Here is a 24667-nt window from a genome sequence, read left to right as displayed (position 1 = left end):
AATTGCAAAATGAAACAAAGTTGTAGGATATGAAACAAAATCAAAGGGACGCTCACCATATATTTGGCTTAACTAAAACAATTTTTGAACATCTCTCAAAATAGATTTGATAGTTTTTTGCCGCTAAAAGCGTAAATTTGATTTAAGCGCTCAAAACAGAGCATATCTTTCTGGTTTTTAAAAATTTATGCTGATTCATTTTAAATATTTAAAAACCTATAAAAAAGCATTATCGATATTTTAAATGTCAATAGAAAAATTATGAAAAAAATCACAGACTTATTCAATTTAAGGGAAGGAGAAGATGACAGGGCAAAAACATTGGAAACCGTAAGAAGGAATATAACCTTTGAAGGTGCCAATCTTTGGATTCTAGCCTGTGCCATTATTATAGCCTCAGTAGGACTGAATGTTAATTCAACAGCTGTCATAATTGGAGCAATGCTGATATCTCCTCTTATGGGACCCATTGTAGGAGCAGGATTTGCACTGGGTATTTATGATTTTGTATTGCTTAAAAAATCACTTAAAAATCTGCTGAATGCTACGGCAGTAAGCCTTGCAGTTTCCACGCTTTATTTTTATCTCAGTCCCTTCAAAGACGTGCAGTCGGAATTACTGGCCCGAACCTCTCCAAATATTTATGATATCCTTATTGCATTTTTTGGAGGAGTTGTCGGAGTGATTGCCGTAACAAGATCAGAGAAAGGAAACCCTATCCCCGGTGTTGCCATTGCAACTGCCCTAATGCCTCCGCTTTGTACGGCCGGCTACGGTCTTGCAACAGCGCAATGGTCATTTTTTTTAGGGGCATTTTATCTTTATTGCATCAATTGCGTCTTTATTGGAATTGCTACATTTTTAATTATTAAATATCTTAATTATAGAGCTGTCAAACAAGTTGACGAAAAGAGTCAGAAACGCGTAAAATACATTATCGTTTTTCTAATAATAATTATGCTCCTGCCAAGCAGCTACCTTGCCTATTCGCTTTATCAGGAACAGCAGTTTAAAAAAAATATAAACATATTTATTGAAAATGAATTTACTGACAAGGGATATACGATCGTCTATAAAAAAACAGACTATACTGCCAATGCCAAAAATCTTGAGCTGGCTTTTCTTTCTAAACGTTTTTCCCCCTCAGAAATAGAAAACCTTAAAACCAAGCTGCAGAGCAATGAATACCTTTCGGACACACAATTAGAAATCCGACAGGACACTACCGACCGCTTCAATACATTAAAAGGAGATATTTTAAATCAGATTAAAGGCAGTGAAAATGAGATGAACCTAAAAGATGTCAAAATAATGCAGCTTGAGAAAGAAATCGAAAGTAATAAAATTGATAATCGCCAAATATTAAAAGAAACATCTGCATTATTTCCATCTGTCAGCTCAATCTCTATTGCCAAAAGTACAATGATCAATCAAAGGGACAGCATCATTACTTTAACAGCTGTGATATACGGAAGCAGCACGGAGCTGAGCAAGACAGAGAATGCCCGATTAGCTGAATGGCTCAATGAACGGCTGAAGGTTAAAGATGTCTCTCTATTCAAAAAAAATTAAGTAAGGACATTTTTTTTTTCAGGACAATTCTTAGGCAAATTCATAAACCTTAAAGACATTCGAAAATAAACCAGATGCACCCTGAATCAGAAAAAAAGATAGTCCCGGCAGCTCGAACCAGATGGACAAATCTCTTTGCACGTGCTGAATTTTTCAAACTATCAAATAAAAAAATCCGCTCTATGAGCGGATTCTATAAATATGAAGGGTACTAACTCTAATTAAAAAAATAACCAATGGTTATCTGAAAAACTCTATTCTTCATATCGCTGTTGATGATGTAATTTCCTGTCGGATTTGCTTCTTTGAATATATCTGAATACGAGATATTATATCTTGCATCGGCGTAGAACTTATCTTTAAATTGATAGCCTAAGCCAAAATTTACAGAAGTATCTATTCCATTTGTATAGTCTTTCAAATTAAGATTTTCACGATTTTCATATCCTAAAAAATTGTCTTGATATTCGTTTTTAGCTTTCAAAAGTATTCCTATTTGCGGTCCTGCCTGAATGCTAAATCCTTTTACAACATAATATTTTAACATCACCGGAATATTGATGTAGTTTAAACTTATGGTACTTTTGTAATGCGAATTTTCGACCTCTGCATCAGCATAAGAAAACTTCATTCCTTGTTGGCTGTATACTAATTCGGGCTGGATGGAAAATTTTTCCGCAACAGGAATCTCAGCCATTAAACCAGCAGCAAATCCGCTTTTATTTGAAGAGTTTATTTCACTCTCGTCAAAACTAAGACTGGAAATATTTAAACCTGCCTTCACGCCCAGTCTTACCTTTTTGGTTTGAGCCGTAACAGTTGCACACAACATAAGTGTGCATATAATTAGCATGGATTTTTTCATAAAATTTAATTGGTTTTAAGAATGGTAACTCTATTTTTATAGAGTTACCGTTTCTATCTGTAATTTTTGTTACTTCTTGATAATTTTAGCTGTGTACTTTTTACCTTGTACTGTACAATCTAAAACATACACTCCCGCAGGCAATTCACTAATATTTATTGTCGACGGCATGCTAGAATAGTTTTTATTCCATAATACATTACCATTCATACCGTACAATTTTATTTGTGTCTGTCCTTCAATATTTTCTGCAAGGAAGATATTTGCCGTGTCAACAACCGGATTCGGGAAAACTCTGAACGGATTTGTCAATTTTCCGATGATCATGCCTTTAGAATCGATTGGTTCTGACATGCTGCTGCAGCCATTACTATTTGTTGTCTGAAGACTGTAAGTCCCTTCCCAAATTGCCACAATTGTTTTTTGAGTTGCGTTTGGAATGATTCTGCCATTTAAATACCATTGGTAAGCAGGAGCATCAGCAGTTGCACTAATTTTCTTTTCGCCTACAACCTCTATTTCTGGCGCGATGTTTTCAAGAACTGTAATACTTGTACTGAAAGTTTTACCTAATCCATTTTCATTGTAAACCGTTACATAATAATCACCGCTTTCTGTTGTGCTGTAAGTTGGATCGGTTGAACCGTCGAACCATTCGTAGGCTTTGTATTTTCCTGGATTTAAAACCACTATTGGCCCACAAACATCCCCGCTTGCTAATCCAGATTCAAAAGTGTCAAATGTTACATTTACTTTTTCTGTAATTGAACATCCGTTTTTCAAAACAGCAGTTACAATATAATCTCCGGCTTTTGTTACCTCGATAGCAGAAGTATTTTCTCCCGTACTCCATTTATATGAAGTTGCATCAAGTTCTCTGATTAACAAATTAGATTCGGCATTAAGATAAACGCTTTTTCCTGCGTACCCGTGGACTGATGGATTGTCAAATAATTTAAAATCTCCTGCCACTCCCTGATAGGTATAATCCTCAATTGTATTATTCTGGGCAATGATGTCATTTTCTAATTTTGCTGTAAAATTGAAAACTTGGGAATCACCATTCTGAATTAATTTTGGTTTTGTTTTAAAAGTATATTCAATACTTCCTCCCACTGGAATTCCTGCCGCAACAGCTTCTGAGATTTTCTCCGAAGTATTTTTATATTCTAAATTTACCTGAATAGAATTCTCTTTAATCGCAATCTGACCTTCATTTGTCAATTTAACTTTATATTCTTCGTTTCCGCAAACATCCTTTGGCGATAAAATCTGCATAGAAACATCTGTAACAGCCTCGTTAAAGACTTTTAAATCATCTAAAACCATGTATGAATAGCCATCTGACTTAGCGTGTCTGAAACGGAACATTACTGATTTTCCTTTATATTTAGTAATATTCAAATCGACTTTCTTCCATTCGGTGTCAACAAAAGAACCTTCTTTGTTTGTTCTCCATAATTCCGTCCAGGTACCTCCTACCGTTTTAATATCGACAAGGAAAATGTCATTAGCATTACTTTGCATTGCATAATAAAACTCAAAAGCGCTTGCATTCTCATCTAATTTATACATTGGGGAAACCAACTCGCTGTAATAAGACAAACCTTCCAGCTGGCTATAAAGCATGTTTGCCGCTGTATCTCCTGTATGGTCTTTTTGAGGTACGGTCAAATATTCATTGTCCGGATTAACCACAACTCTCCATGGATAATTATCATCACTTAAACTCGAAACAAAACCTTTTTGCCCAAATAATGAACCGCTTGGTACAGTTGAGAAAGTTTCAACAGTAAATTCCCGTGCTTTTTCAATAACTTCAAAAGATCCTTTTAAAACCTGAGCCTGATCTTTAGGCTCATTGTCTGTGAATGCTTTTACAGCAATATCATATTTGCCCGGAGCCAGTTTTGGCAAACCATCTATTTTGTATGTGATAGTTTGTCCAACTAGTATTTCCTCGCTTTTTTCAATAGAAACAGGTTTTCCAACAGCAGTTCCGTTTTGAGAAATCTGATATTCAATTGTAAATTTATCTAATGTTTTGTAAGCCGAATTTCTAAGGTTTATATTGAATTCATGTGAAGGCGCATCTTCGTAAACCGTTTCTGCAACGACTAAATTAGAAGGCCTTAAATTCGATTTAGCTTCTTTGATTTGGATATTATCTACTGCAAAGCCGTTCGCAAAAAATCCATTATCATTGTGTTGGAACGCTATCATTACGCAAGATTTTCCAGCATATTCTGTTAAATCAACACCATATTCCCACCAAGCGCCATAATATGGCATGTGAAATACTTCTTTCCAGGTCTGACCTCCGTCTGTACTTACTTTTACATACCCATCTGACCATTGTTGAGGATCTCCAAAACCGTCAAATGATAAATGCGCTTCCTTGTAATTTGTCAAATCAAATACAGGCGAAACCAGCATATCGTTTGATGAATCGCAATTGCATTTGTCATCATTACTAGCCATAAAATGGGTATGGTCTTCAAGAAACCACGCCGGCGAACCTAAATCAGCGCGCTCTCCGTATTTCCAGCCGGCAGCTCCCTTATTTTCAGAAGTTCTCCAGCCTTTGTATTTGGAAGCATCTTCAAAATCCATTTTGTATGGAAGCACAGATACTTTCATATCTTCATTGTTCCAATTGTCATATGTAAATACATAAGAATTATTAGCTTGCTTTACATCTTGCAGCATATCTTCCGGAAAAACAGAAACTGATACCGTATGCTCGCCTACAGTTTTCAAATTGATATTTGGAACACTGATTGTAAGTGTGTCTTTAAATTTTGTAAAGGCTAAAGTTCTTTTTTCTGTTAATGAAAAAACTTCATTTTGTGCCGCGTCCAGAATTTTAGTAGTCACATTCACAACCTGACTACTTGTAGCAAAATTGTTAGTGACATAAGTATTTACGGTAGTAGTATTATTGTTGATGTCGCATTTACCAGCGTCTAATTTCGCAGATACAACTTCTAAATCATAAGGTGCATCTTTCACTAAAATATTATCTATAAATCCTCCTAAGAACCCATCATAATAATCATCAGATTTTACACGAAAACGAATTGCTGCTTTTTTTCCTGCAAGTTCATTTAAGCGTATTTGATAAGGGTCTTTTCTCAGACTATTATTTACTCCTGTAAACCAGCCCCCATCAAATAGATCATTGTTATGTTCTATTTCCGGATAGTTAACCGTAGTTACTTTTTTCCAGCTTTTGCCTTTATCTTCAGAATATTCAACAATTAAACCGTCATATGTTCTATGCAATAGATAATATAAATCGAACTCAACATATGGAGAAACCACATTTGTAAAATCAAAGATTGGCGATTCTAAGACGAAATCAGAATTAAGTCCCATTCTCTCATTTGTTTTAAAATCTACCATTCCCCACATATATTGCGATTTAACAGATCTAAATGATGCCGGATAATTCTGAAATATGAATTTCTGGTTTTCACTTAAAGCCTTTGAATTCCATCCTCCAGGAGTTCTTTCAAAGCCTTGAACATATGGGAATTGGGTAACAGTACCACTGTAAGCAGCATTCAAAATACTGTTATTTGCTGTAACGGGATCTTTATCATAAGTTACATAGGCTTCGTATGTATGCAAGCCAACTGCTGATAAATCTACCGTTCCGTCAAAAGGAATTTTGATTTCTGATTTCCCTTTAAAGGCAGTTTCTAAAGTAATATCCTTCCAAACGGCAGCACTTCCTGGTGCCGTGTCTGCATATCCGATTTTTAACTGTGTTCCAGCCGGAATATCCTGACAGCCTAAATTATAAAGCGTAATTGCTAAAGTATTATTTGCAGTAAGAACATCTCCTGTATAATCCGGAATCTCAAGATTTGTCACTTTAATATCAAAATCTTTTTGAGCTATTGGAACAATGATTTGTGAAGTAAACGAATAGCCATCTTTAGTACCAAATTCAGTAATTGGGTTAAGATCCATTTTCACTTCTATATAATTTGTGGCACCTCCCACCTGATATGGAATATTATCTTTAATTTCGATAGTAATTTCTTCTCCAACACCTAGATCCTTATCAAAAGTAACTGTACCATCATTAGAATAAAACTCAATAAGTCTGCCTAAAGCACCTGCCATTGCTCGCAATTTGTAATTTAGAACTTCGTTTGCTTTAATTAGAGTAGATCCGGTATTTTTAAGAGTCACATAAAAAGGTTCATCACCTTTTAATTGCCCACATGGCAAAGAAGGATCTTGAACAGAAACAAGTGAAAGCTGTTTATCTGAATAAGCGGCGCCAACACCAATTGCATACCATGCATTGGTAACTTGTTTGTATTCTTCAGAACCTAGTCCGTACAAATCTTCTGCAACCAATAAAGAAGCCTGACGCATGTCGCTAAAATTTGAAGAAGGCGACAAATATTCTGTAAGCGTTAGATATGCAATTTTCTCTGCTTTAGCCAAACCAAGGCCTTTAATAGTATAGCTATTGTCAAGATCATTAACTCCTTGTCCACCTTCGACCAAAAGATAATACCAATAGTTGGTAATTCCGCTGTTTTGGTGAACACCGCCATTATCATAACTTGTATTTGCAGGATCTGCCCAAAATTCGCCTCCGTAAGTATCAGGCTGGCCAGCCGCTTTTGGGTCTGCCATGCTTCTCAAACTTCCGTGTTTGTACAATTCATCACCCAGCATCCAAATGTCATTCTTAGAATCTTTTCCAGCGTACAGCTCAATCGAAATACCAAAAATATCACTGAATGATTCATTCATAGCTCCAGATTCTCCAAGATAAATCAAACCGGCTGAAAATTGCGTTACCGCGTGTGTCATCTCGTGACCCGTAATTCCTAAACTCACAAAAGGCTGCGTATCTCCATCGCCAAACTGTGCCCATCCGCCAGTCCACGATGCATTTTGAACATGAGTTCCTAAATGCGCAAGTCCAAAAATGGTCATTCCTTTATCATCAACACTATTACGGTTAAATTTTTCTTCGTAATAGTTTAATGTTGTTTGCAATCCCCAATGAATATCAATCGCCGCTTCATCGTGGTCTTTGTTGTATAAATCATTCCAGTTGTTATCCTCATCAATATATTCTGTAAGCACTTCATCAGATGCATGCTCGGCATGATTCATATTTAAAGTGTAAATCGGCACTTTGAATTTACCCTCTAAAGTTTCCAATTTATAACCTTCTGCATATTGAGTCGTTCCAAAAGTAACGTTTCCTGTAAATCTTGCTTTTCCATTACCAATAGCTGCTCGGCCATCAACAGGAGCAGAAGAAGCTGAACGAACATCTCTGTTTAAATCAATCTTTAAAATTGTTTTCCCAGAATTTGCGTCAACGTAAATAGTTTGGCTCGATTGCGGATTAGTTGCAAAAACATCGTACTTCCAAGCCAAATGATATTCTTTCAATTCAGAAGAAAAACTTGGCCCTACGTAAACCAGTTCACCTTGCGGTTTTTGGCTTATTTTTTTATTCACCAAAGAGCTTAATTTTTTGCTTTGCCAAACATATTCTTTGGCGTTTACATCTTTCAAGGCATATTCTAAGCCTTGAGAAGCATTTACTTTATAAGAACTGTTAGCAGGAAGTTTGCTGGTAATTTGCCCAAAAGCATCAATTTTGGTTTTGTTCTCTCTGACTTTATAAATAGCTCCTTCTACAGGAATAGAATTATGCAATTGCTGATAGGTAGCCAGACTTCTGCCATTTTTGTCTGAAACAGATTTCAATTGCATTTTATCTGAACTGCTTAACCCAAAAGCGGCTTTTTTGACTTCAAAAACATTTCTGGAAGTTAAATTTGCAGATTTTGCAAAAGACTTGAGCTTCGAAATACTATCCTGAGCAGCTGCTTTACTTTTAGCCGAACTTGCATTTGGTTTAAAAAGCTTTTGGCTTGCCTTAAATTGCTGATTAACGGCTTCACTTTCTTTTTGTGAAAGTTTCTTACCATTAATATCTTCTTGTTTTGGAAGAAGAGGATCATTGGCGTCAGCTTCCTGAAAAGCATTTGAATCGCTTGTTTTCTTAGAAACTTGATCCTTTGTTGTGGTTTTTCCTGGCGTTTGAATCGCCATTTGCACATTAGCCGATTTGTTTTTTTGCAAAGGCGACTGAGCCATTCCAAAGGAAAAGACAAAGAAACTCAACAAAACAAACAAATACCTGGGCTTAGAGTAGGTTTGGTTCATTTTTTTAATTTAAAAGTTAATATTAAGGTTGTTTGATTAAATGAAAACTCACGTTTTTTTAGGGTTGATAACAAGCAACAAAAGCAAATGCTAAGAATCATCCTGGAGGCTGATCATTAGAATTTGCTTTTGTAATTTTTTGTAGAATTTTTAAGAGTGCACTCTTCTTTGTTTTTGTTTCTTCCAGCAGCTCATCCAGACTTTTCGTCTGTTCCTTTTTTTTCTTAGTATTCATCCAATCCTTTTTTATAATAGATTCGGCGAATATAAAGTGAGACTCAGAAATGCTAAAAAAAAGGAGTTATGTAAAAACATTCGCGGGCAAAAAAAGTACCCTTCAAAAACATTCTTTTTTACATAACACACAATAAACCAAACACTTAATTTTTAAATTATTTTTATGATTCGTTGTGTTTTAGCGTAGTTAGATAAGTAGATAGATTTACTTTCTCGTTGGTTATATCAAACTTTTTGCGAAGTCTTGCTCTGGCGCTTTCGATAGATTTGTACGATTGTCCCGTTATTTGGCAAATTTCTTTTGTAGTTAAATCAAGATACAGCAGTGCACATAATCTTCGGTCTTTTGGAGTTAGTGAAGGATAGTCAACTGCAAGCTTATCGAAGAAAGATTTATGAACCTGCTCAAAACTCATTTCAAATTCCTTCCAGATATCTGTATTTAAGTCTTTTTCCAGACGTTTTAAAACTATGTCGATCGCATTCTGCATTTCTTTACTGGCCGTTTGGAGCTTGATCTTCTTCAGATCTGTCAGGATTTCATTGATATTGTCTGTACGATGTATTTCCGACATTGCTTTTCCGATCAAAACCATGTTTTTTGCTTCCAGACTTTGTTTTAGTTCCTGCTGTTTGGCTTTTAGCTTCTCTTTTTCTAATTGATTCTTAATATTTCTGTTACGATAGCGAATTAATAAAAGAATCAAAGTCAAAATCCCGACAACTAGAATTAATCCAACAACATAATATTTAAATCTTGTTTTTTCTTCTACTAAGGATCTAATTTGGCTTCGTACTTTATAATCCTGCTCGAGCCTTATTCGTTCAAGATTTACGGCTTTCTGCTCTATGTCGATACTGTCGCTTATCTGGTTGTACTTCTGAAAATAATGTACTGCATTTTTATAATCTTCTTTACCTAGATAAGCTTCATAGAGTATTTTATTTAAACGCATGCTTGAAAAACCAAATGCTTTTTCTTTATTGTATCCTAAAGCTTTTTTGGCGTTTTCAATAGAATTTTCAAACCTCCGGTCTTTTAAATTATATTCAGAAAAAGATTCGTAAACAAATGACTTTAAAGAATTGTCAGTAATGGAATCTAAAAGAGAAAAAGCTTTTTCAAAATAGAATTTTGTGTTTTTCTGATCCTTTTTTAAAGTATAAGTCCTTGCTAAATTGGTATAAATATATACGGTCAAAGTATTATCCTTTAATTTAGTAGTAATCAAATGGGCTTTCTGATAATAATGCAATGATGAATCGGCATTTTTATCAAGATAAATTGTTCCAATATTATTTAGGATTTTAACGAGCTTTGCAGAATCCTTCTTCGCTTTTTGATATTTGTAAACATGAGAAAAAAACTTCAAAGCTTTTTCTTGATTATTACTTTTAGCATATACAATGGCAAGATTGTTTTCTGTATTTGCAATTTCCTGAACATTGTTTTTCTCTTTATAGATATCGTATGATTTTAAGTAGTATTGAAGAGCAACATCTAAAACATCTTTTGAATAGTACAGGTCTCCGGCAGTTGTATATATTCCAGCTAAAGTTTCTGCTGGCTTTGCTGTTTTCTTGGCTTCACTTTCTGCTAACTCAATATATTTTATCGCTCTATTCCAGTCAGTAGACTGCAATTGAGTTGCTATTATTCGACATAAATTGACCTTTTTTTCATGATCATCAATAGCATTTAAGCTGTCAATCAATTCTTTTGTTGAAGATTGAGAATGAAGAAAAAAAGAAGTAAAAAGTAAGAATATAGGCAGTACTCGTATCATTATGTTCGAAAATTCTTGGAAATTTATGCAAATTTAGAGAAAATAAATATTCTTAATAGATTAATAGAAGCTTTATTGGGATTTATAAAACCTTGAACTAAGACAAGGTGGAAAATCAAATTTATAGAAGACACAATTACAATATTGTGATGCGAACATTTTTAGAATAATAATTTACTTTTAATATACTTTTTTACAATCAAAAATTTGGAGTTGATGCCTTTTTGTGACTAAAAATTAAGATTGGAGGTGCTACCTTTTTCGCGACTAAAAGCTTAGACAGTATCGATCAGAAAGTGTAAAAAAGTAGGATGCAGTACTTAGAATTTCTTATTGAAAGCTAACTTTATGAATTCTGATTTTTACAGGCATGAAAACGACAAGGAGAACCTTTACTTTAGGCTTCAAGATTCTGGCCGCCACCATGAGCAGCCACTGCGGAAGGGTCTTTGAGGTGGCAAGAGAACTCGACATCAGCACAAGCACCCTGCAGCACTGGAAGAAGTGTTATAAGGAAGGTAGATATAACATAAAGAAAACCTCAGCTGAAATATCCCTTAAAAATGAATTAGTGAAACTGCGAAAACGGATCAAAGAGCTGGAAATTGAAAGGGACATCCTAGAAAAGGCTCAAAATATCTTCTCCAAGAGCGGCGGGTGAAATATGAATTCATCAGAGAAAACTCGAAAATATTTCCCGTTGAGAAGATGTGCCGGATTTTTCAGATCCACAAAAGCAGTTTTTTCCGATGGCGCAAAAGAACACCCACCACAAGGGCCCAGCGAAAAACTTTCGTCATAAACGAAATTATTAGAATCTACCAATGGAGCCAGTGCCGATACGGAAGTCCGAGAATTGCTAAAGAATTGGATACTATCGGGATAAAAGTCTCCAGGAAATTTGTCAGTCAGATCATGAAGGAAAACCATCTGAGCAGCATTGCAAAATCGAAATACAAAAGGACTACTAACTCATCCCTCAATAGCAAGGTCGTCGAAAACAGATTGGAACAGATTTTTAAAGCAGGCAGAAAAAATGAAGTCTGGGTTTCTGATATGACCTACTTAGAAACAGAAGAAGGCTGGCTGTATCTCACTGTGGTGCTAGATCTTTTTGACCGCAAAGTGATCGGCTGGTTCATCAGCGAAACAATGAAAGCAAAAGAGACCAGCATTGCGTCCTTGACAAAAGCTCTTTTAGATCGTCCCCTGCAGATCGGTCAGTAACTGCTATTTCACTCAGACCGGGGAATACAATACACCTGCCGTGAGTTTATTAACCTATTAGAGGCAAATAAAATAGCTCAAAGCATGAGCCGCAAAGGGAACTGCTACGATAATGCAGTAGCGGAAAGCTTCTTCAAGACCTTAAAGATAGAACTTGTGTACCAGAATAAATACAAGACCAAAGAGAAGGCAGAAAAATCCATAGCTGATTATATAGAGAACTTTTACAATACCTGCAGAAGACATTCCGCACTCGGAAATTTAACGATTGAAGAGTTTCAGAATCAGCTGCCAACTAATTAATAGCTTTTTTTATGATGCTAGCATTAAACTGTGTGCACAATCGATGCGTTCAGATTTAACAAGAACTTATACTCCTACATTAAAAAAATTTGAAACCTCAATTTAGAAACATTACTAAACTTCTTTAGCGCCGTACAATAATATAAATAAAAGAGTTCGTGTCTTAGTATTACGTACAAAGAACCCTTTCTATGAAACAGTTGCAAATTAAGGTAGTTGTAGCCAGTTTTATTACTGTTCTACCGAGCCTTTAAAATTGATTTATCTCTGATCCAACTTAATAAAAGAAATATTATGAGAGGTGCGAGCCTATTATAAAATGTTTTAAAGATTTGCCCTTATGTTTGCGCAATGCCCTAAAACAGCTTGCCCGGGAGCCAAATCCACAAATAAGCGACATTTTTTCAATAGATAGATTCTTTAATATAGGGGCATTTATATTTTCCAGCAAGTATTGAATTCTTTTTAAATTTACATAATCATTAAAATTTAACCTAAGCTCAGCATTAATCAGATAAGAAATTTTATGCCCGGTAATTCCTGTTTCTTCCGATAGCTGGGCCAGACACAAATCTTTATTTAAAAAAAGCTTTTTGGAATTCATGAAAAATTCTATTCTTACCAAGCATTCTTCTTTTTCTTCCTTCTTTAGTTTGCAAAACATATTCCCCATATGCTTATTTTTAGAAATTATTTCAATCTAATACTGCCAGTTAGACAGATCCTACATTGGCAGATACCATCTAAATCCTAATCTAACTCCAAAATTTGAAGAATTTCTCGGATAGCCGTCGGATCTATAAGCCATAACCTCAGGTTCGATATAAGCATTATACTTTAATTTGCCCGACCATATATATCCAACCCTGAAATCCATCGGTATAGCTTTTCCAGTCTTATAGTCGATCTGCCATTCGGATTCAATCCCAGCATAAACCCCATTTGCCCATCTATAGAAGACATTTGGCTGCAAGCCGGCATAAGTGGAAGAACCATACGTGTCATTTCCAGATATGGAGAAAAAATTTTCCATATCCAGTACATCTGCCATTTTCCAAGATCCGTGAAAATTACTGTGAAAGCCGGACCGATACTCCACTGGGGAGAACCCAACTGGTCGTCGGTTCTTGTAGGGATCTGAATATTCCATCCCGCACCAAACTCCCCCCAGCCTTTCTTGGTGAGGAGAAAAAACCTATTCAAAGTCAGATCTCCCAATCCAGTTTTGCCGTCTGGCGCCGTATTTAAAAAAGTAATAACCCTTATCAGCTGCGGCACTTTTATTAAAAATCCTTCTTTCAAAGGAATTATCCCTCTAAAGCGAAAATTTTGTGCGAATCCATCCTGTCCCTCAGTCTTAAAAATTGCATATTCTTCCAATTGCAGCTGCCAGGCTAAAGTGGTGGGATTCATCACTTCCTGCGATAGTTTTACCGAATTGGCACCGCTCTGCGGTTCCTTGTTTTCTTCAGTTTCCTGCGCAGCCCCAGCAATGCACCCCGCGAAGAGCATCACTAATCACGCAGCATAGTCTCTGGCGCCTTCTGCTTCCCGGTTAAATATTTTTAATTTCATAGCTCGCATTTTAATTAGTTAATTGCCAGGAAAAATCACTTTCCAATCCTTTTTCATGTCCGCAAAAGCCCAATTTTTAGCCTTTCCCTCATCAAGCCCTTTATCGAGTGTCCCCACTGGAGATTTTCTGTCATATGCCCATTCGCGGATAGAATCTGTGTGGTGGACATACAATTCAAAATTCTTGTATTTATTGGAAGCCGCCCACTGCAGCATCTGAAGGTCGCCGTCTGAATTTCCTGCCGAGAAAACCGGTTTTTTCCCAATATACTTTTCTATTGCAACTGGTTTTCCCTCTTTGTCATCATTAAAATCTAGGGCAGGCAGTTTTGTTATCACCGGTTTGCCATTGTTGTAGTCATATTTTGCCTGGAGTGTGCTGCCCACAATCTGGTCTTTTGGGATTCCGTAGACGTCCTCAGCCCATGCGCGCATGAAATCAATACCGCCTCCTGAAACAATAAATACTTTGAACTGGTTATCCTGCAGATATTTGACCAATTCAAGCATAGGCTGGTAAATGAGTTCTCTGTAAAGTTTTTTCTTTGTCGGATGCTTCGCCGTGCTGATCCATTTGCCTACGCTAGCCTCGAATTCATCGGTAGACATTCCCGCATGGCTGACGGCCACTATCTGCATCAATCCTGCTTTGCCCTGCTTCATCAGTTCCCCCATATTATTTTCCAGCACTGCTTTAAAAGGCTGCTTGCTCTTCCATTCCGGATGTTTGGGAGCTAAGGCTTTGACCTGATCCAAGGCGAAGAAAAGCTGGAAATAAAAAGGCTGTTCAGCCCATAAAGTACCGTCATTGTCAAAAGTTGCGATGCGGTCCTTTACAGGTATAAAATTAGGGCTTTCTGTATTGGTTACATCTTTTACATAGGCAATGATGTCCTGTTTTACTTTTGTATCGTTCCATGATGGCAGATGATCACCGCTTGAGACGGCTGTCGGAGCTTTTTCCTTGGCGGTACTGTCTTCTTTAATCCCTTCTTTTTTGCATCCTGCTGCAGCGATCAGCAAAACAACGGAAAGGAATAATTTAAGGCCTGCTGTATTATTTACTTTTTTCATCTTATCTGATTTAATTTTGCTGGTGGTCAAAATATGACCTTAATAAAAATTTGAAATCTTTCATTCCCTTCTTTATTAAAGCTAAAGTTAAGGCACTACATAACGATTTGAGAGGCTTTTTTTGCTCTTCCCTGCCATTTCCAAACCTCAAACATTCTCGCTTGCTTCATATGCTTCTGCATGCTAAGAAACCTTTGAGGGACGGCATTATAAAAAGAGCCAGCTGCTTATATGCAAGCATAGCCAGCCCTTTCTTAAAACAAATCACATATTTCATGGCAGCCAAATAATAATTTTTCAATCTTCAGCCGATATTTTATCACCCGCCTCCGCTTCTTTTTGCAGTAGTTGTGGCTTTAAGTTTTTCCTGAACATTTTTCATCATTATATAATCATTGATTGTTATTGGTCCAGGATACATTTGGCTCTGCAATGGACTTGGCGGATATTTTTCATACGTTTTGACAAAATCCGCAAGAATGTTTTGAACAGTTGGCAAAAACCATGTCTTCTCGGTAAAGTTATTCATAAACAAATCATAGCGTTCTTGAGGATCTGCCCATAAATCAAATATCTGCGGTACGGTAGCCACATAACTTGCTGGCCCTTTCCACCCTAAATTGGCATCTACTGCCAGACCTCCTGTACGGGCGCCATCATCGCCTCGCAGATTAAATACCGCCTTGAATTTACCAATTCGGATTGCTCCCGGAGCCAATTCGTCTTCCGTAAAATAAAGCCACATATTTCTTTTTGATTTGCCTGTGCCAAATAAAACCGGCGACATATCATAGCTGTCAAAAATAGTCGGTTTTCCTTCCCTGTCTACAGTTGGCAGCTCCTGTCCTGATAAAGCGGCAAATGTTGCCATAAAATCAAGTGTTCCTAAAATGTCACTGTTCTTACTGTTTGCCTTGATTTTCCCTGGCCACCAAGCCAAGGTCGGAATACGGCTTCCCCCTTCACGGTCTGTCCCTTTAGTTCCTCTGAAAGGCGTATAGCCACAATCAGGGTATACATCCTGCCAAGTGCCGTTATCCACTGTGTAGATAACCAAAGTGTTTTCAGCAATTCCAAGATTGCGCACCTCGTCCATGATGCGGCCTATTCTTGAATCCAGTTCGACAATACAGTCGGCATATTTATTTTTTCCGGCAGATTTCCCCACATAATCTGGATGAGGCAGGTTAGGCTGGTGGTTTTTGGCAAAAGAAATTTCCATAAAAAAAGGCTTGTCCTTTTTAGCATTCTCTTTCAGCCATTTAATGGATTCCTCTTCAGTATACTGATCTAAAAACGGAATCACTTTTCCATCGATTTTTCTTACTTCTCTATAAGGTTTGCCTGCCTCTCCTTCGAGTGCGCCTTTAGTCCCTTTAACCCACATTGCTCTGATATCATCCGGCATGTCCGCATTCCAATCTGGATCCGTATAGGTGTAGGCATTCAAGTGATATAATGTTACATTTTTCATTACATCAAAACCCTGCGCAATGGGCATAGAATAGTCTTCCTCGCCAAGATGCCATTTCCCAGCGAAAAAAGTATTGTAATTTTTGCGTTTCAATAAAGACGCCAAAGTCCATTCAGCTTTTGGAAGCCCCCCTCCATCTCCTGGAAAAGCAACTGTTGTCATACCGCTGCGGTTGGGAATTCTTCCGGTTATCAGGGCAGCTCTCCCCGGTGTGCAGCTTGGCTGGCCGTAAAAAGACCAGAACTGCATTCCTTCGTTTGCCATGCGGTCGATATTAGGAGTGGCTGCGCCTCTGGCTTCCCCTCCACCATAAGGGCCTAAATCACCCCATCCAGTATCATCTGACAGCAGAATAATAATGTTCGGGCTTTTTTTCGTCTGGGCATCAATAACAGCGCACGTAAATAACGAGAGCGCCAATATTGATAATAGATGTCTTCTTTTTTTCATAATAAGAGATTTATAATTATACTAGAGATTAATTTGTTATGTCATGGAAGAACTGATTAAAAAATGATTAAAGATTTTTTTTGTGCTTAAGCGTCCGCCCATTTGCAAGGAATTATAAATTTAAAGAAAGAACCCACACAGAATAACGGTAAAAAGGTTTCATTTTATAATTTGCAACAAAAAAATAGAAAGTGCAACGAACTTATTTCCTCAAAATCGGATTTGAACTTACAGACTATGAGAGATTAGCCATTTATGCGATTTATTAAATCAGCCCATATTATGTCATGTTCCTATTTTGGAGTTGCTACTTTTTTCGCAACTAAAAGATTGGTGAGTGTTTATCTGAAGGAGTAAAAAAGAACCATATAGCACTTAGAATTTCTTATTGAAAGCTAACTTTATGAGTGCTAATTTTCACGGCATGACAAATACGAGAAGAACCTTTGCTTTAGGCTTTAAGATTCTGGTCGCCGCCAAGGGAAATAAATCAATTTTTAGCTTCTGTGGAAGAACAATAAATAAGTGGAAAAATATTTATTATTTTCATCAAAATCGGCAGAAATAATCATCAAATTTTGACCTAAATAATCTCAAAACTATTATTTAATTTTGCTAAAAACTTATTTAAGTTATCCATTTAAATGCTAAGTTATGTAGTTTCATTTTACAAGTATATTAATAGCTCCATTTATTGAATTAATGAAATCACATCTTTTAACGTTTTTTAACATTAAACCCGGTTCTGTCGCATCTGTCAGAATCAAATATAAAAATTGAAGTAATTTAAAAGTTAGCCCGCCAATTTACAGAATGATTTAAACATAGTTATCCCTGGTCTAACCATTTGATTCTTTCTCAGCATATGCACAACTTCAATTCCGCTCAATGTTCGTCTTGCCGATTCAAAACTTTTAAAGCCTAACCCATTTTGTATCCTCCATTTTATAAATCGATGGTCCTGTTCGACAATATTGTTGAGATATTTACACTGCCGGATTTTAATCTTTGTGAATGAACGTTTGTTATAGACTTTGATAGCGGCAGTATTAGAACCGCTTTTATCAATGTTTACTACTCTTGGTCTGTAGTTATTACTAATTGCTTTAATTAGAAATGACTGCGCACTCATTCTTTGTCTTTTTCTGGTCAAAAGAAAATCAACCGTATTGCCTAATTTATCTACTGCCCTATATAAATAACACCAAATACCTTTTACTTTGATGTAGGTCTCATCCAATCTCCAACTCTCCCCCACTCTGCCTTTTCTCTTCTTCATTTCTGCCTCAAGCAAAGGTGCAAACTTGTAAACCCAACGCTGAATCGTCGCATGATCCACAATGACTCCTCTAATCTTCATTAGTTCTTCAACATCACGGTAACTAAGTGTAAATCTTAGCTTGAAATATAATGCCTAAAGAATTATGTATTTTGGATAACAATGACCTTTAGTATTCATCTTTTGATCGGTTTAAAATTCTAAAGATAAAAGTTATTCCCAGATGCGACAGAACCAATGAAATTATGGCGTACAAAATTAATGCTCACAGGATCTCATTTTACAAACCTTTTTAAACTGCAAGATATTGAAAACAGCATTATATCAGTACAATACCCCCAGCTGTAAAATAGTCCGCAGGCCAAGCTCACATTATCCACAAACCCTTAAATGAGTTTTTTAAGCATGCCGTCAAATATAAAACCATGAAACGGCAGCACGGCATACCAGTATAGTCTTCCAATAAGACCGTGGGGTTTAAAAGTGGCCGCCTGATATAAGGTATTGTTGATTATTTTAAATTCCAGCCAGGCTTCGCCCGGAAGTTTCATCTCGGCATACAAAACCAGTTTGCCCTTCTTCTTATCGGCATATACAACCCTCCAGAAATCCAGTGCATCCCCTGCATGTATCTGCGTTTTATGCGTCCTTCCCCTTCTGGTGCCCACACCGCCAAAAACCTTATCGATGAATCCGCGCAGCTCCCAGAGCCAGTCGGCGTAATACCACCCGGTCTCTCCTCCTATGGACCAGATCCGAGCAATTGTATATTCCCTGTTTATGACTGCTCTTTTTCTTCTGTCAATGTAACAGCCCTTTTTTGGGACCTTCAGGTATTGGGAAACATTTCCTTTGAACTGTCCGCTGACACGGGAGTCTTTCCAGCTCGAGATGATATCATCATCACTGATTTTTTTCAAAGCCCTCTCTAATGCCTGCCGGTAAGTAATAGGTGTAACGCCCAGCAGGCTGTTAATCCTGTTATCTCGGCAGATGACTTCCACTTTCATGCTGCTGACCAGCGCCGAGGCCAGCTTAAAGGAAGTTGAAGTCACAAAATACAGCCAGTAGGACGATAATTTCGGGGTCATCACCGGTACGGTGTAAATGTATCTCCGTAGTTTTTTTGCTCTGGCAAACTCCAGCAGCATTTCCTTGTAGGTCAAAATATCAGGTCCCCCGATATCAAAACTTTCACCATAAACTGCCGGATTTAACAGCGAGCGGATTAAAAACTCCAAAACATCGCTGATGGCAATCGGCTGGCATTTGGTATTGAGCCATTTTGGGGTAATCATAAGGGGCAGTTTATCCACCAGATCACGTATTATTTCAAAAGAGGCGCTTCCCGATCCTACTATTATTCCGGCCCGAAGCACCGTTAAGGGCAATGCTGCAGTCTTTAAAATATCTTCCACCGCCTTCCTTGATGACAAATGTTTGGATAATGACTTATCATTTACAATTCCGCTGAGGTAAATAATCTGTTTTGCATTTGTCTGGTTTATTTTTTCTATAAAATAATGTGCCGAAATGCTTTCCAGCTGATCATAATTGGAAGCGCCGGACATGGAATGGATCAGGTAATAGGCCGCGTCTATATCATCGGGAATACTCTTCAGGCTTTCCGGATCCAGAAAATCAGCTTCAATGACCTGTATTTTATTTTCAAATTGTTCAGGAAAGTAAAACCTGTTTTTATCCCGAACGCAGCAGATTACTTCATTTCCGTGATCCAGCAGCAAGGGCAGCAGCCTCTTGCCGATATAACCTGTAGCGCCTGTTAAAAGAATTTTCATCTCTGAGCTGTTTTACAATTTAAAGCTTACCAAACCATAATCCATCGCGAAAACCTGGCCTGAAATTGATGCTGCATCTTCAGAGATAAGATAGCCAGCCATACGTCCAACCTCCTCGGGTTTTAGATAATTTTTCAAGGGGTGTCGTTCCTTCATATTTTCCTTCATCCTGTCGTTTCTTAAAATAGATGCTGATAAAGAAGTCTCTGTAATAGTCGGGGCAATAGCATTGATACGGATTAACGGGGCAAGCTCGGCGCCGAGCGATTTAACCAGACCCTCTACTGCTGCTTTCGAGGCCGCAATACTGGCATGAAAAGGCATTCCGAGTTTTGCCGCAACACTGCTGAATAAAACAATAGAAGGTTTTTCCCCTTTCTTTAACGCAGGCAGATAATGCTGAATCACTTTGACTGCTCCCACCACATTAATTTCAAAATCATTTCTGAAATCATCCAGGCTTAAGCCCAGAATGGGTTTCAGGTTTATAGATCCCGGACAATAAACCAGGGCATCCATACTTTCAAATTCAGGCAAAGGATCCCCGAGCACATCGATTGCAAAATGAATTAAATTCGGATGGGTAATATCAGGAGCTGTCCTGCTGATATTGATAATCCGGCAGTTTTCCAGATTCTGCATTACAACAGCATTCCCTATTCCTTTACTGCCGCCAACAATTACAATAGTTTTCATTTTTTTAAGATTAAATTTAAGAGCTGGGAGGACTGTTTGTGCTATGATTTTCAATAAAATAAGATATTCTTTATTAATTATCAAAAAAGCTAAACTGTGTTTTAGCATAAAGTTATCTTAGTATCTTAAAGATAACAATTGTTTGACAATTTTAAATAAATATTAAACAAAATAAAAATTATTTTATCTAAATTAGCTATGCTCTTCTCAATTCTTCAAGGAGAATCCCTCAAAAAATACAATCATGAAAAAATTAAAACAGCAGTTTGCTGATCGTGACCTGGACCGCATTATTGAAATGGCATGGGAAGACAGAACCCCTTTTGAGGCTATTGAACACCAGTTTGCTCTTAAGGAAGCTGATGTAAAAACTTTAATGAAGAAGGAACTCAAAACCGGCAGTTATATACTTTGGCGTAAAAGGGTAGAAAATTGTAAAACAAAGCATCTGCAGAAACGCTGTGAGCAGATCAGCCGCTTTAAGTGCAGAGAGCAGCGGGGCATTTCCAATAACAAAATAGCAAAGAAGAAATAATAAAAATGATTACCTGCCAATTATTGGAATTATGATAAAAAATATGGAATCCCTGTAACAGGAAACTTTTTAAAAACCAGTATATTCGCCATTAAAGACCAAAACACCAATCAAACCTAACGCTATGTACCGAAATCCAGGGCTTCTACAAAATATAATTGATGCTATCCCTCTTCCCGTCGGGGTATATGTGGGAGATAATTTAGAAATTGCACTGGCCAATGATGCCATGATCAAAACATGGGGCAAAGGAAATGATGTACTTGGAAAAACCTATCTGAGTGTTGTTCCTGAAATTGAAAACCAGCAGATTCTCGATGAGGCCCTTGGCGTTCTTAAAACCGGAACTGCCTTTCATGCTGTAGGAAAAAAAGTAGATTTGGTCATGCATGGGATTATGACCGAACATTACTTTAATTATAGTTTTATTCCGCTATTTGACGAGCATGGAAAAGTCTATGGCGTGCTTAATACCGGCGCTGATATCACAGATCTGCACAAAGCAAAAGAAGAAACCCTGAAAGCAAATGAAAAATTAACCATAGCCATAGAAAGTTCCGGGATAGGAAGCTACGAAATAGACCTTGAGACCAAAAAAATCAAGACTTCAGCAAATTTCAATACGATCTGCTCGATTGGAAGCGAAACAACAAATGACGATTTAATTGCCAAACTGCACCCAGAGGACCTTCCGGCACGCGAAAAAGCGCACCAGCAGTCCGAGGAAACGGGAAAAATATGCTATGAAGCGCGGATTTTAAATGATGACGGCGCCTACCGCTGGGCTAAAATCAATGGAAAGATTATCAAGGACAAGGACGGGTCTGCAAAGACCATCATTGGTATTGTTCAGGATATACACGAGCATAAAGAATTTCAGGAGGAATTAAAAAAACAGGTGGCTGCCCGCACAAATGAACTCACGCGTTCCAATCGTGATCTGATGCATTTTGCCAGCGTAGTGAGCCACGATCTTCGCGAACCACTGCGAAAAATTAAAATTTTCAATACCCTTTTACGAAATGACATAGAAGGCAATGTTAATGAAAAATCCAAAAAATACCTTCATAAAGTAAGCCAGTCCGCCCAGAGAATGGAAAATATCATCGAGGGAATTCTGACTTATTCCACATTGGATAAAACACTGCAGGTCATAGAAACAATCAATCTCAATGAGGTTATTGAAGACATCAAAATAGATCTGGAACTGATCATAAAGGAAAAAGGTGCTATTTTAATTACTTCTGATCTTCCACAGATTCAGGGAGCACCGATTTTAATTAACCAGCTATTCTATAACCTGATCCAAAATGCCCTGAAATTTTCCAAAGCGGACCAGCCTCCAAGGGTTATCATAACAAGCAGCATTATCAATAGTGACGGCCAGGATTTTGTACAGATCAAAATAAAGGATAATGGTATTGGTATTGAGGCTGAATTTGCAGAAAAGATTTTCACGGCATTTGAAAGACTGCACTCCAAAGATGAGTATGAAGGCAACGGGCTTGGGCTTGCCCTGTGCAGAAAGATTGCCGAAAGGCATAATGGCAAAATAACAGCCGCCGGGGAAAAGGACAATGGCGCCGAATTTACAGTGACCCTTCCTTTAAAACAAAAAGCCCATACGCTGTAGCAATTCAAATTTACAACTTCCCGCCGTTAGAGCAATTTTACAAATAACAGCAATCTGTCTGATAAAATAATATTAGACAGCTTCATAAACACATATTTTTTTTATTTTGCATTCCTGTAAATTTCAATCTTGCCAATCACATCAAAATCCAATGTGTAATGGGCAGCAGGCTGATAATTTTCATCGGTGAGGACAATTTTCATGACCTGATGAATTGAAGGATGAGTGTCTGTATCTACATTTTTTGAAAGAACAGGGTAAAATGACAATATTCCCTGCGGAACATTACCGTTTATAAAAAAAACAAATTCTTCTATTTTAGTGGGCTCCACAAAAGACTGACCTGGAAAGTTAAGTGGATTTTGCCCTATAAAAGCCTGAAACTGCTCAAGCTCAGTACTATTAAAGCACAGTGCGTTTAAACTGGAACTATCGGCCTTGTCAAGTCTGAACCATTTGAGATTTAGAATTAACCTTTTAGAATTAAAACTGCAGTTAAAATATGCCAGCTGTGTATTTATGGTATACATGAAGACTTTCCTTTGTTAAATTTAATTCTCCTATTCAATTTTAAAAAGTTACCCTGATTTCATTATGTTTCATTACTGATGCCATGACCAGGAGCCGCATCATTTTAAAAAGCCGATACTGTTATTGTACTGCTAACTTACTGCAATTTAATCCTGCAATAAAAGCCTGAATAAAATTTAGAATCATTCTAACGGCAGCAGCCTGATAACCAAAGGTATTTTGAAGTAATTTTATTTGGAAATTATAGACCTATGAAAATGGATGTTATGGATAGAGAGATTCTCTCGGACACTCTTAAAAACATAGATAAAAAAATTGAAGGGTTAAATAATCAAAAAATTAAAGCCTTCTTTGAGTCTCTGGGACTGGAGCAAAGAGATGACATTGCTAAAGATTATCTGAACTGGGAAAACATACTTATTGTGGTTCCCAGCCGCAGTACTTTAAATGAACTGAAGAAATATAAGTATTCCATATCCCGAATCTCTTTTATTGCAAATCCTAATGCAGAGCAGATTCATATTTACGATTTTAATGAATGGAAAAACAGAACCCGGAACAAGACACAATTTCAGATCAGGGAACTGCTGAAAACCAATTTTGGAGGCAGTCCAAAAATATCTGAAAATCGGGACTGGGTTAAATTAATGCAAAAAAATCATGGAAGCTGAAAATCATTACATCACCAGAAGCGGGTGGCTGAGGGCAGCAGTTCTGGGCGCCAATGACGGAATTTTATCCACCACCAGCCTGGCTATTGGCGTGGCAGCTGCAAGCGTGAGCAGAGAACCTATTCTGCTGGCGGCAACAGCCGGTTTAGTGGCAGGTGCATTGTCCATGGCCGCAGGCGAATACGTATCGGTAAGCTCTCAGGCTGATGTTGAAACTGCTGATCTTACCCGCGAGAAAGAGGAACTTAAAAATATGCCTGAATCAGAGCTTGAGGAACTGACCCATATTTATATGAAGCGCGGGCTGAACAGTGAACTGGCAAAACAGGTTGCAGTCGAATTGACAGCCCATAATGCACTTCAAACACATGCGAGAGATGAGCTCGGAATCAATGAAATTACCCAGGCTAATCCCTTAATGGCCGCTTTCGCATCAGCTGTATCTTTTGTCATAGGGGGCTTGCTGCCGCTGCTGGTGGCTATTTTCGCTCCCATAAAAGAAATGGTATTGTACCAGTATGGTTTTTCAATACTCTTTTTGGCATTATCGGGAATGCTGGCCGCTAAGGCCGGGGGATCCCATACGCTGAAAGCTGTAATGCGTATCTGCATCTGGGGAACTTTTGCAATGGCAGCCTCAGCCTTGGTCGGTTATATTTTCGGGGTTCATACGGCTTAAGAAAAACAGTCCTGAAGCCGGAGTAAAAATTAATTGAATCTTAAGCAATTAAAAAAAATAAGAA

At 37.5% G+C, this 24667-nt stretch carries 19 protein-coding genes and 1 pseudogene; 8 read left to right on the top strand and 12 right to left on the bottom strand.

Annotated elements, in window-relative coordinates:
* The first annotated feature begins 261 nt into the window (after positions 1-261).
* Complete coding sequence (locus DM444_RS22845; RefSeq protein ID WP_204251712.1) at positions 262-1572, top strand: DUF389 domain-containing protein; 1311 nt, start codon at positions 262-264, stop codon at positions 1570-1572.
* Between the two features lie 217 nt (positions 1573-1789).
* Here DM444_RS22845 and DM444_RS22840 read toward each other — a convergent pair whose 3' ends face one another.
* The 4 genes from DM444_RS22840 to DM444_RS22830 all read right to left on the bottom strand — a co-directional run bounded on the left by DM444_RS22840 (position 1790) and on the right by DM444_RS22830 (position 10677).
* On the bottom strand, positions 1790-2437 hold the full coding sequence (locus tag DM444_RS22840) for a porin family protein (RefSeq protein WP_111290925.1): 648 nt from the start codon (positions 2435-2437) through the stop codon (positions 1790-1792).
* Between the two features lie 69 nt (positions 2438-2506).
* On the bottom strand, positions 2507-8653 hold the full coding sequence (locus tag DM444_RS22835; protein WP_111290923.1) for a M4 family metallopeptidase: 6147 nt from the start codon (positions 8651-8653) through the stop codon (positions 2507-2509).
* A 97-nt stretch (positions 8654-8750) separates the two neighbouring features.
* Positions 8751-8888, bottom strand: coding sequence for a hypothetical protein (locus tag DM444_RS23715; RefSeq protein ID WP_162615036.1), 138 nt, complete (start codon positions 8886-8888; stop codon positions 8751-8753).
* 163 nt (positions 8889-9051) lie between these two features.
* Positions 9052-10677 (bottom strand): tetratricopeptide repeat protein, encoded by a 1626-nt coding sequence (locus DM444_RS22830; RefSeq protein ID WP_111290921.1) that lies wholly within the window; start codon positions 10675-10677, stop codon positions 9052-9054.
* Between the two features lie 370 nt (positions 10678-11047).
* Here DM444_RS22830 and DM444_RS22825 point away from each other — a divergent pair, with 370 nt between their 5' ends.
* From DM444_RS22825 to DM444_RS22815, 3 genes are read left to right on the top strand one after another with little or no spacing between them, the layout of a single operon-like run.
* Positions 11048-11338 carry a transposase gene (locus DM444_RS22825; RefSeq protein ID WP_111290919.1) on the top strand — a complete coding sequence of 97 codons (291 nt, stop codon included), beginning with the start codon at positions 11048-11050 and terminating at the stop codon, positions 11336-11338.
* The gene (locus DM444_RS22820) at positions 11335-11904 is read left to right on the top strand and encodes an IS3 family transposase (protein ID WP_111290917.1); all 570 of its coding nucleotides are present in this window, start codon (positions 11335-11337) and stop codon (positions 11902-11904) included. The genes DM444_RS22825 and DM444_RS22820 overlap by 4 nt, the downstream gene beginning before the upstream one ends.
* Complete coding sequence (locus tag DM444_RS22815) at positions 11905-12207, top strand: integrase core domain-containing protein (RefSeq protein ID WP_111290915.1); 303 nt, start codon at positions 11905-11907, stop codon at positions 12205-12207.
* Between the two features lie 292 nt (positions 12208-12499).
* Here DM444_RS22815 and DM444_RS22810 read toward each other — a convergent pair whose 3' ends face one another.
* The 7 genes and pseudogenes from DM444_RS22810 to DM444_RS22780 form a co-directional block, all read right to left on the bottom strand.
* Positions 12500-12880, bottom strand: a complete 381-nt coding sequence (locus DM444_RS22810) for a helix-turn-helix domain-containing protein (RefSeq protein ID WP_111290913.1) — start codon at positions 12878-12880, stop codon at positions 12500-12502.
* A gap of 164 nt (positions 12881-13044) precedes the next feature.
* Positions 13045-13620: a transporter gene (locus DM444_RS22805; RefSeq protein ID WP_162615034.1), complete on the bottom strand. Its 576-nt coding sequence runs from the start codon at positions 13618-13620 to the stop codon at positions 13045-13047.
* A gap of 180 nt (positions 13621-13800) precedes the next feature.
* Positions 13801-14856 (bottom strand): HAD family hydrolase, encoded by a 1056-nt coding sequence (locus DM444_RS22800; RefSeq protein ID WP_111290909.1) that lies wholly within the window; start codon positions 14854-14856, stop codon positions 13801-13803.
* 319 nt (positions 14857-15175) lie between these two features.
* A complete protein-coding gene (locus DM444_RS22795) occupies positions 15176-16780 on the bottom strand; it encodes an arylsulfatase (protein ID WP_111290907.1) in 1605 nt (534 codons plus the stop codon).
* Positions 16781-17573: 793 nt separating this feature from the next.
* Positions 17574-18239 (bottom strand): annotated as a pseudogene (locus tag DM444_RS22790) (IS6 family transposase).
* 206 nt (positions 18240-18445) lie between these two features.
* A complete protein-coding gene (locus DM444_RS22785; RefSeq protein ID WP_111290905.1) occupies positions 18446-19858 on the bottom strand; it encodes an SDR family oxidoreductase in 1413 nt (470 codons plus the stop codon).
* 12 nt (positions 19859-19870) lie between these two features.
* On the bottom strand, positions 19871-20554 hold the full coding sequence (locus tag DM444_RS22780) for an SDR family NAD(P)-dependent oxidoreductase (RefSeq protein WP_111291226.1): 684 nt from the start codon (positions 20552-20554) through the stop codon (positions 19871-19873).
* A 244-nt stretch (positions 20555-20798) separates the two neighbouring features.
* Here DM444_RS22780 and DM444_RS22775 point away from each other — a divergent pair, with 244 nt between their 5' ends.
* Complete coding sequence (locus DM444_RS22775; protein WP_109193311.1) at positions 20799-21089, top strand: TIGR03643 family protein; 291 nt, start codon at positions 20799-20801, stop codon at positions 21087-21089.
* A 124-nt stretch (positions 21090-21213) separates the two neighbouring features.
* Complete coding sequence (locus tag DM444_RS22770) at positions 21214-22722, top strand: sensor histidine kinase (protein WP_111290903.1); 1509 nt, start codon at positions 21214-21216, stop codon at positions 22720-22722.
* A gap of 101 nt (positions 22723-22823) precedes the next feature.
* On the opposite strand, the gene DM444_RS22765 is transcribed toward DM444_RS22770, so the two are convergent.
* A complete protein-coding gene (locus DM444_RS22765) occupies positions 22824-23252 on the bottom strand; it encodes a hypothetical protein (protein WP_111290900.1) in 429 nt (142 codons plus the stop codon).
* Positions 23253-23519: 267 nt separating this feature from the next.
* Here DM444_RS22765 and DM444_RS22760 point away from each other — a divergent pair, with 267 nt between their 5' ends.
* Together DM444_RS22760 and DM444_RS22755 are read left to right on the top strand one after the other, a co-directional pair.
* Positions 23520-23924, top strand: a complete 405-nt coding sequence (locus DM444_RS22760; RefSeq protein WP_239455777.1) for a hypothetical protein — start codon at positions 23520-23522, stop codon at positions 23922-23924.
* Positions 23914-24603, top strand: a complete 690-nt coding sequence (locus DM444_RS22755) for a VIT1/CCC1 transporter family protein (protein ID WP_109193308.1) — start codon at positions 23914-23916, stop codon at positions 24601-24603. Before DM444_RS22760 ends, DM444_RS22755 begins: the two co-directional genes overlap by 11 nt.
* The last annotated feature ends 64 nt before the right edge of the window (positions 24604-24667 follow it).

It is taken from the genome of Flavobacterium ginsenosidimutans (assembly GCF_003254625.1).
Taxonomy (GTDB): domain Bacteria; phylum Bacteroidota; class Bacteroidia; order Flavobacteriales; family Flavobacteriaceae; genus Flavobacterium; species Flavobacterium ginsenosidimutans.
This window is presented reverse-complemented; position numbering and strand designations above follow the sequence as displayed.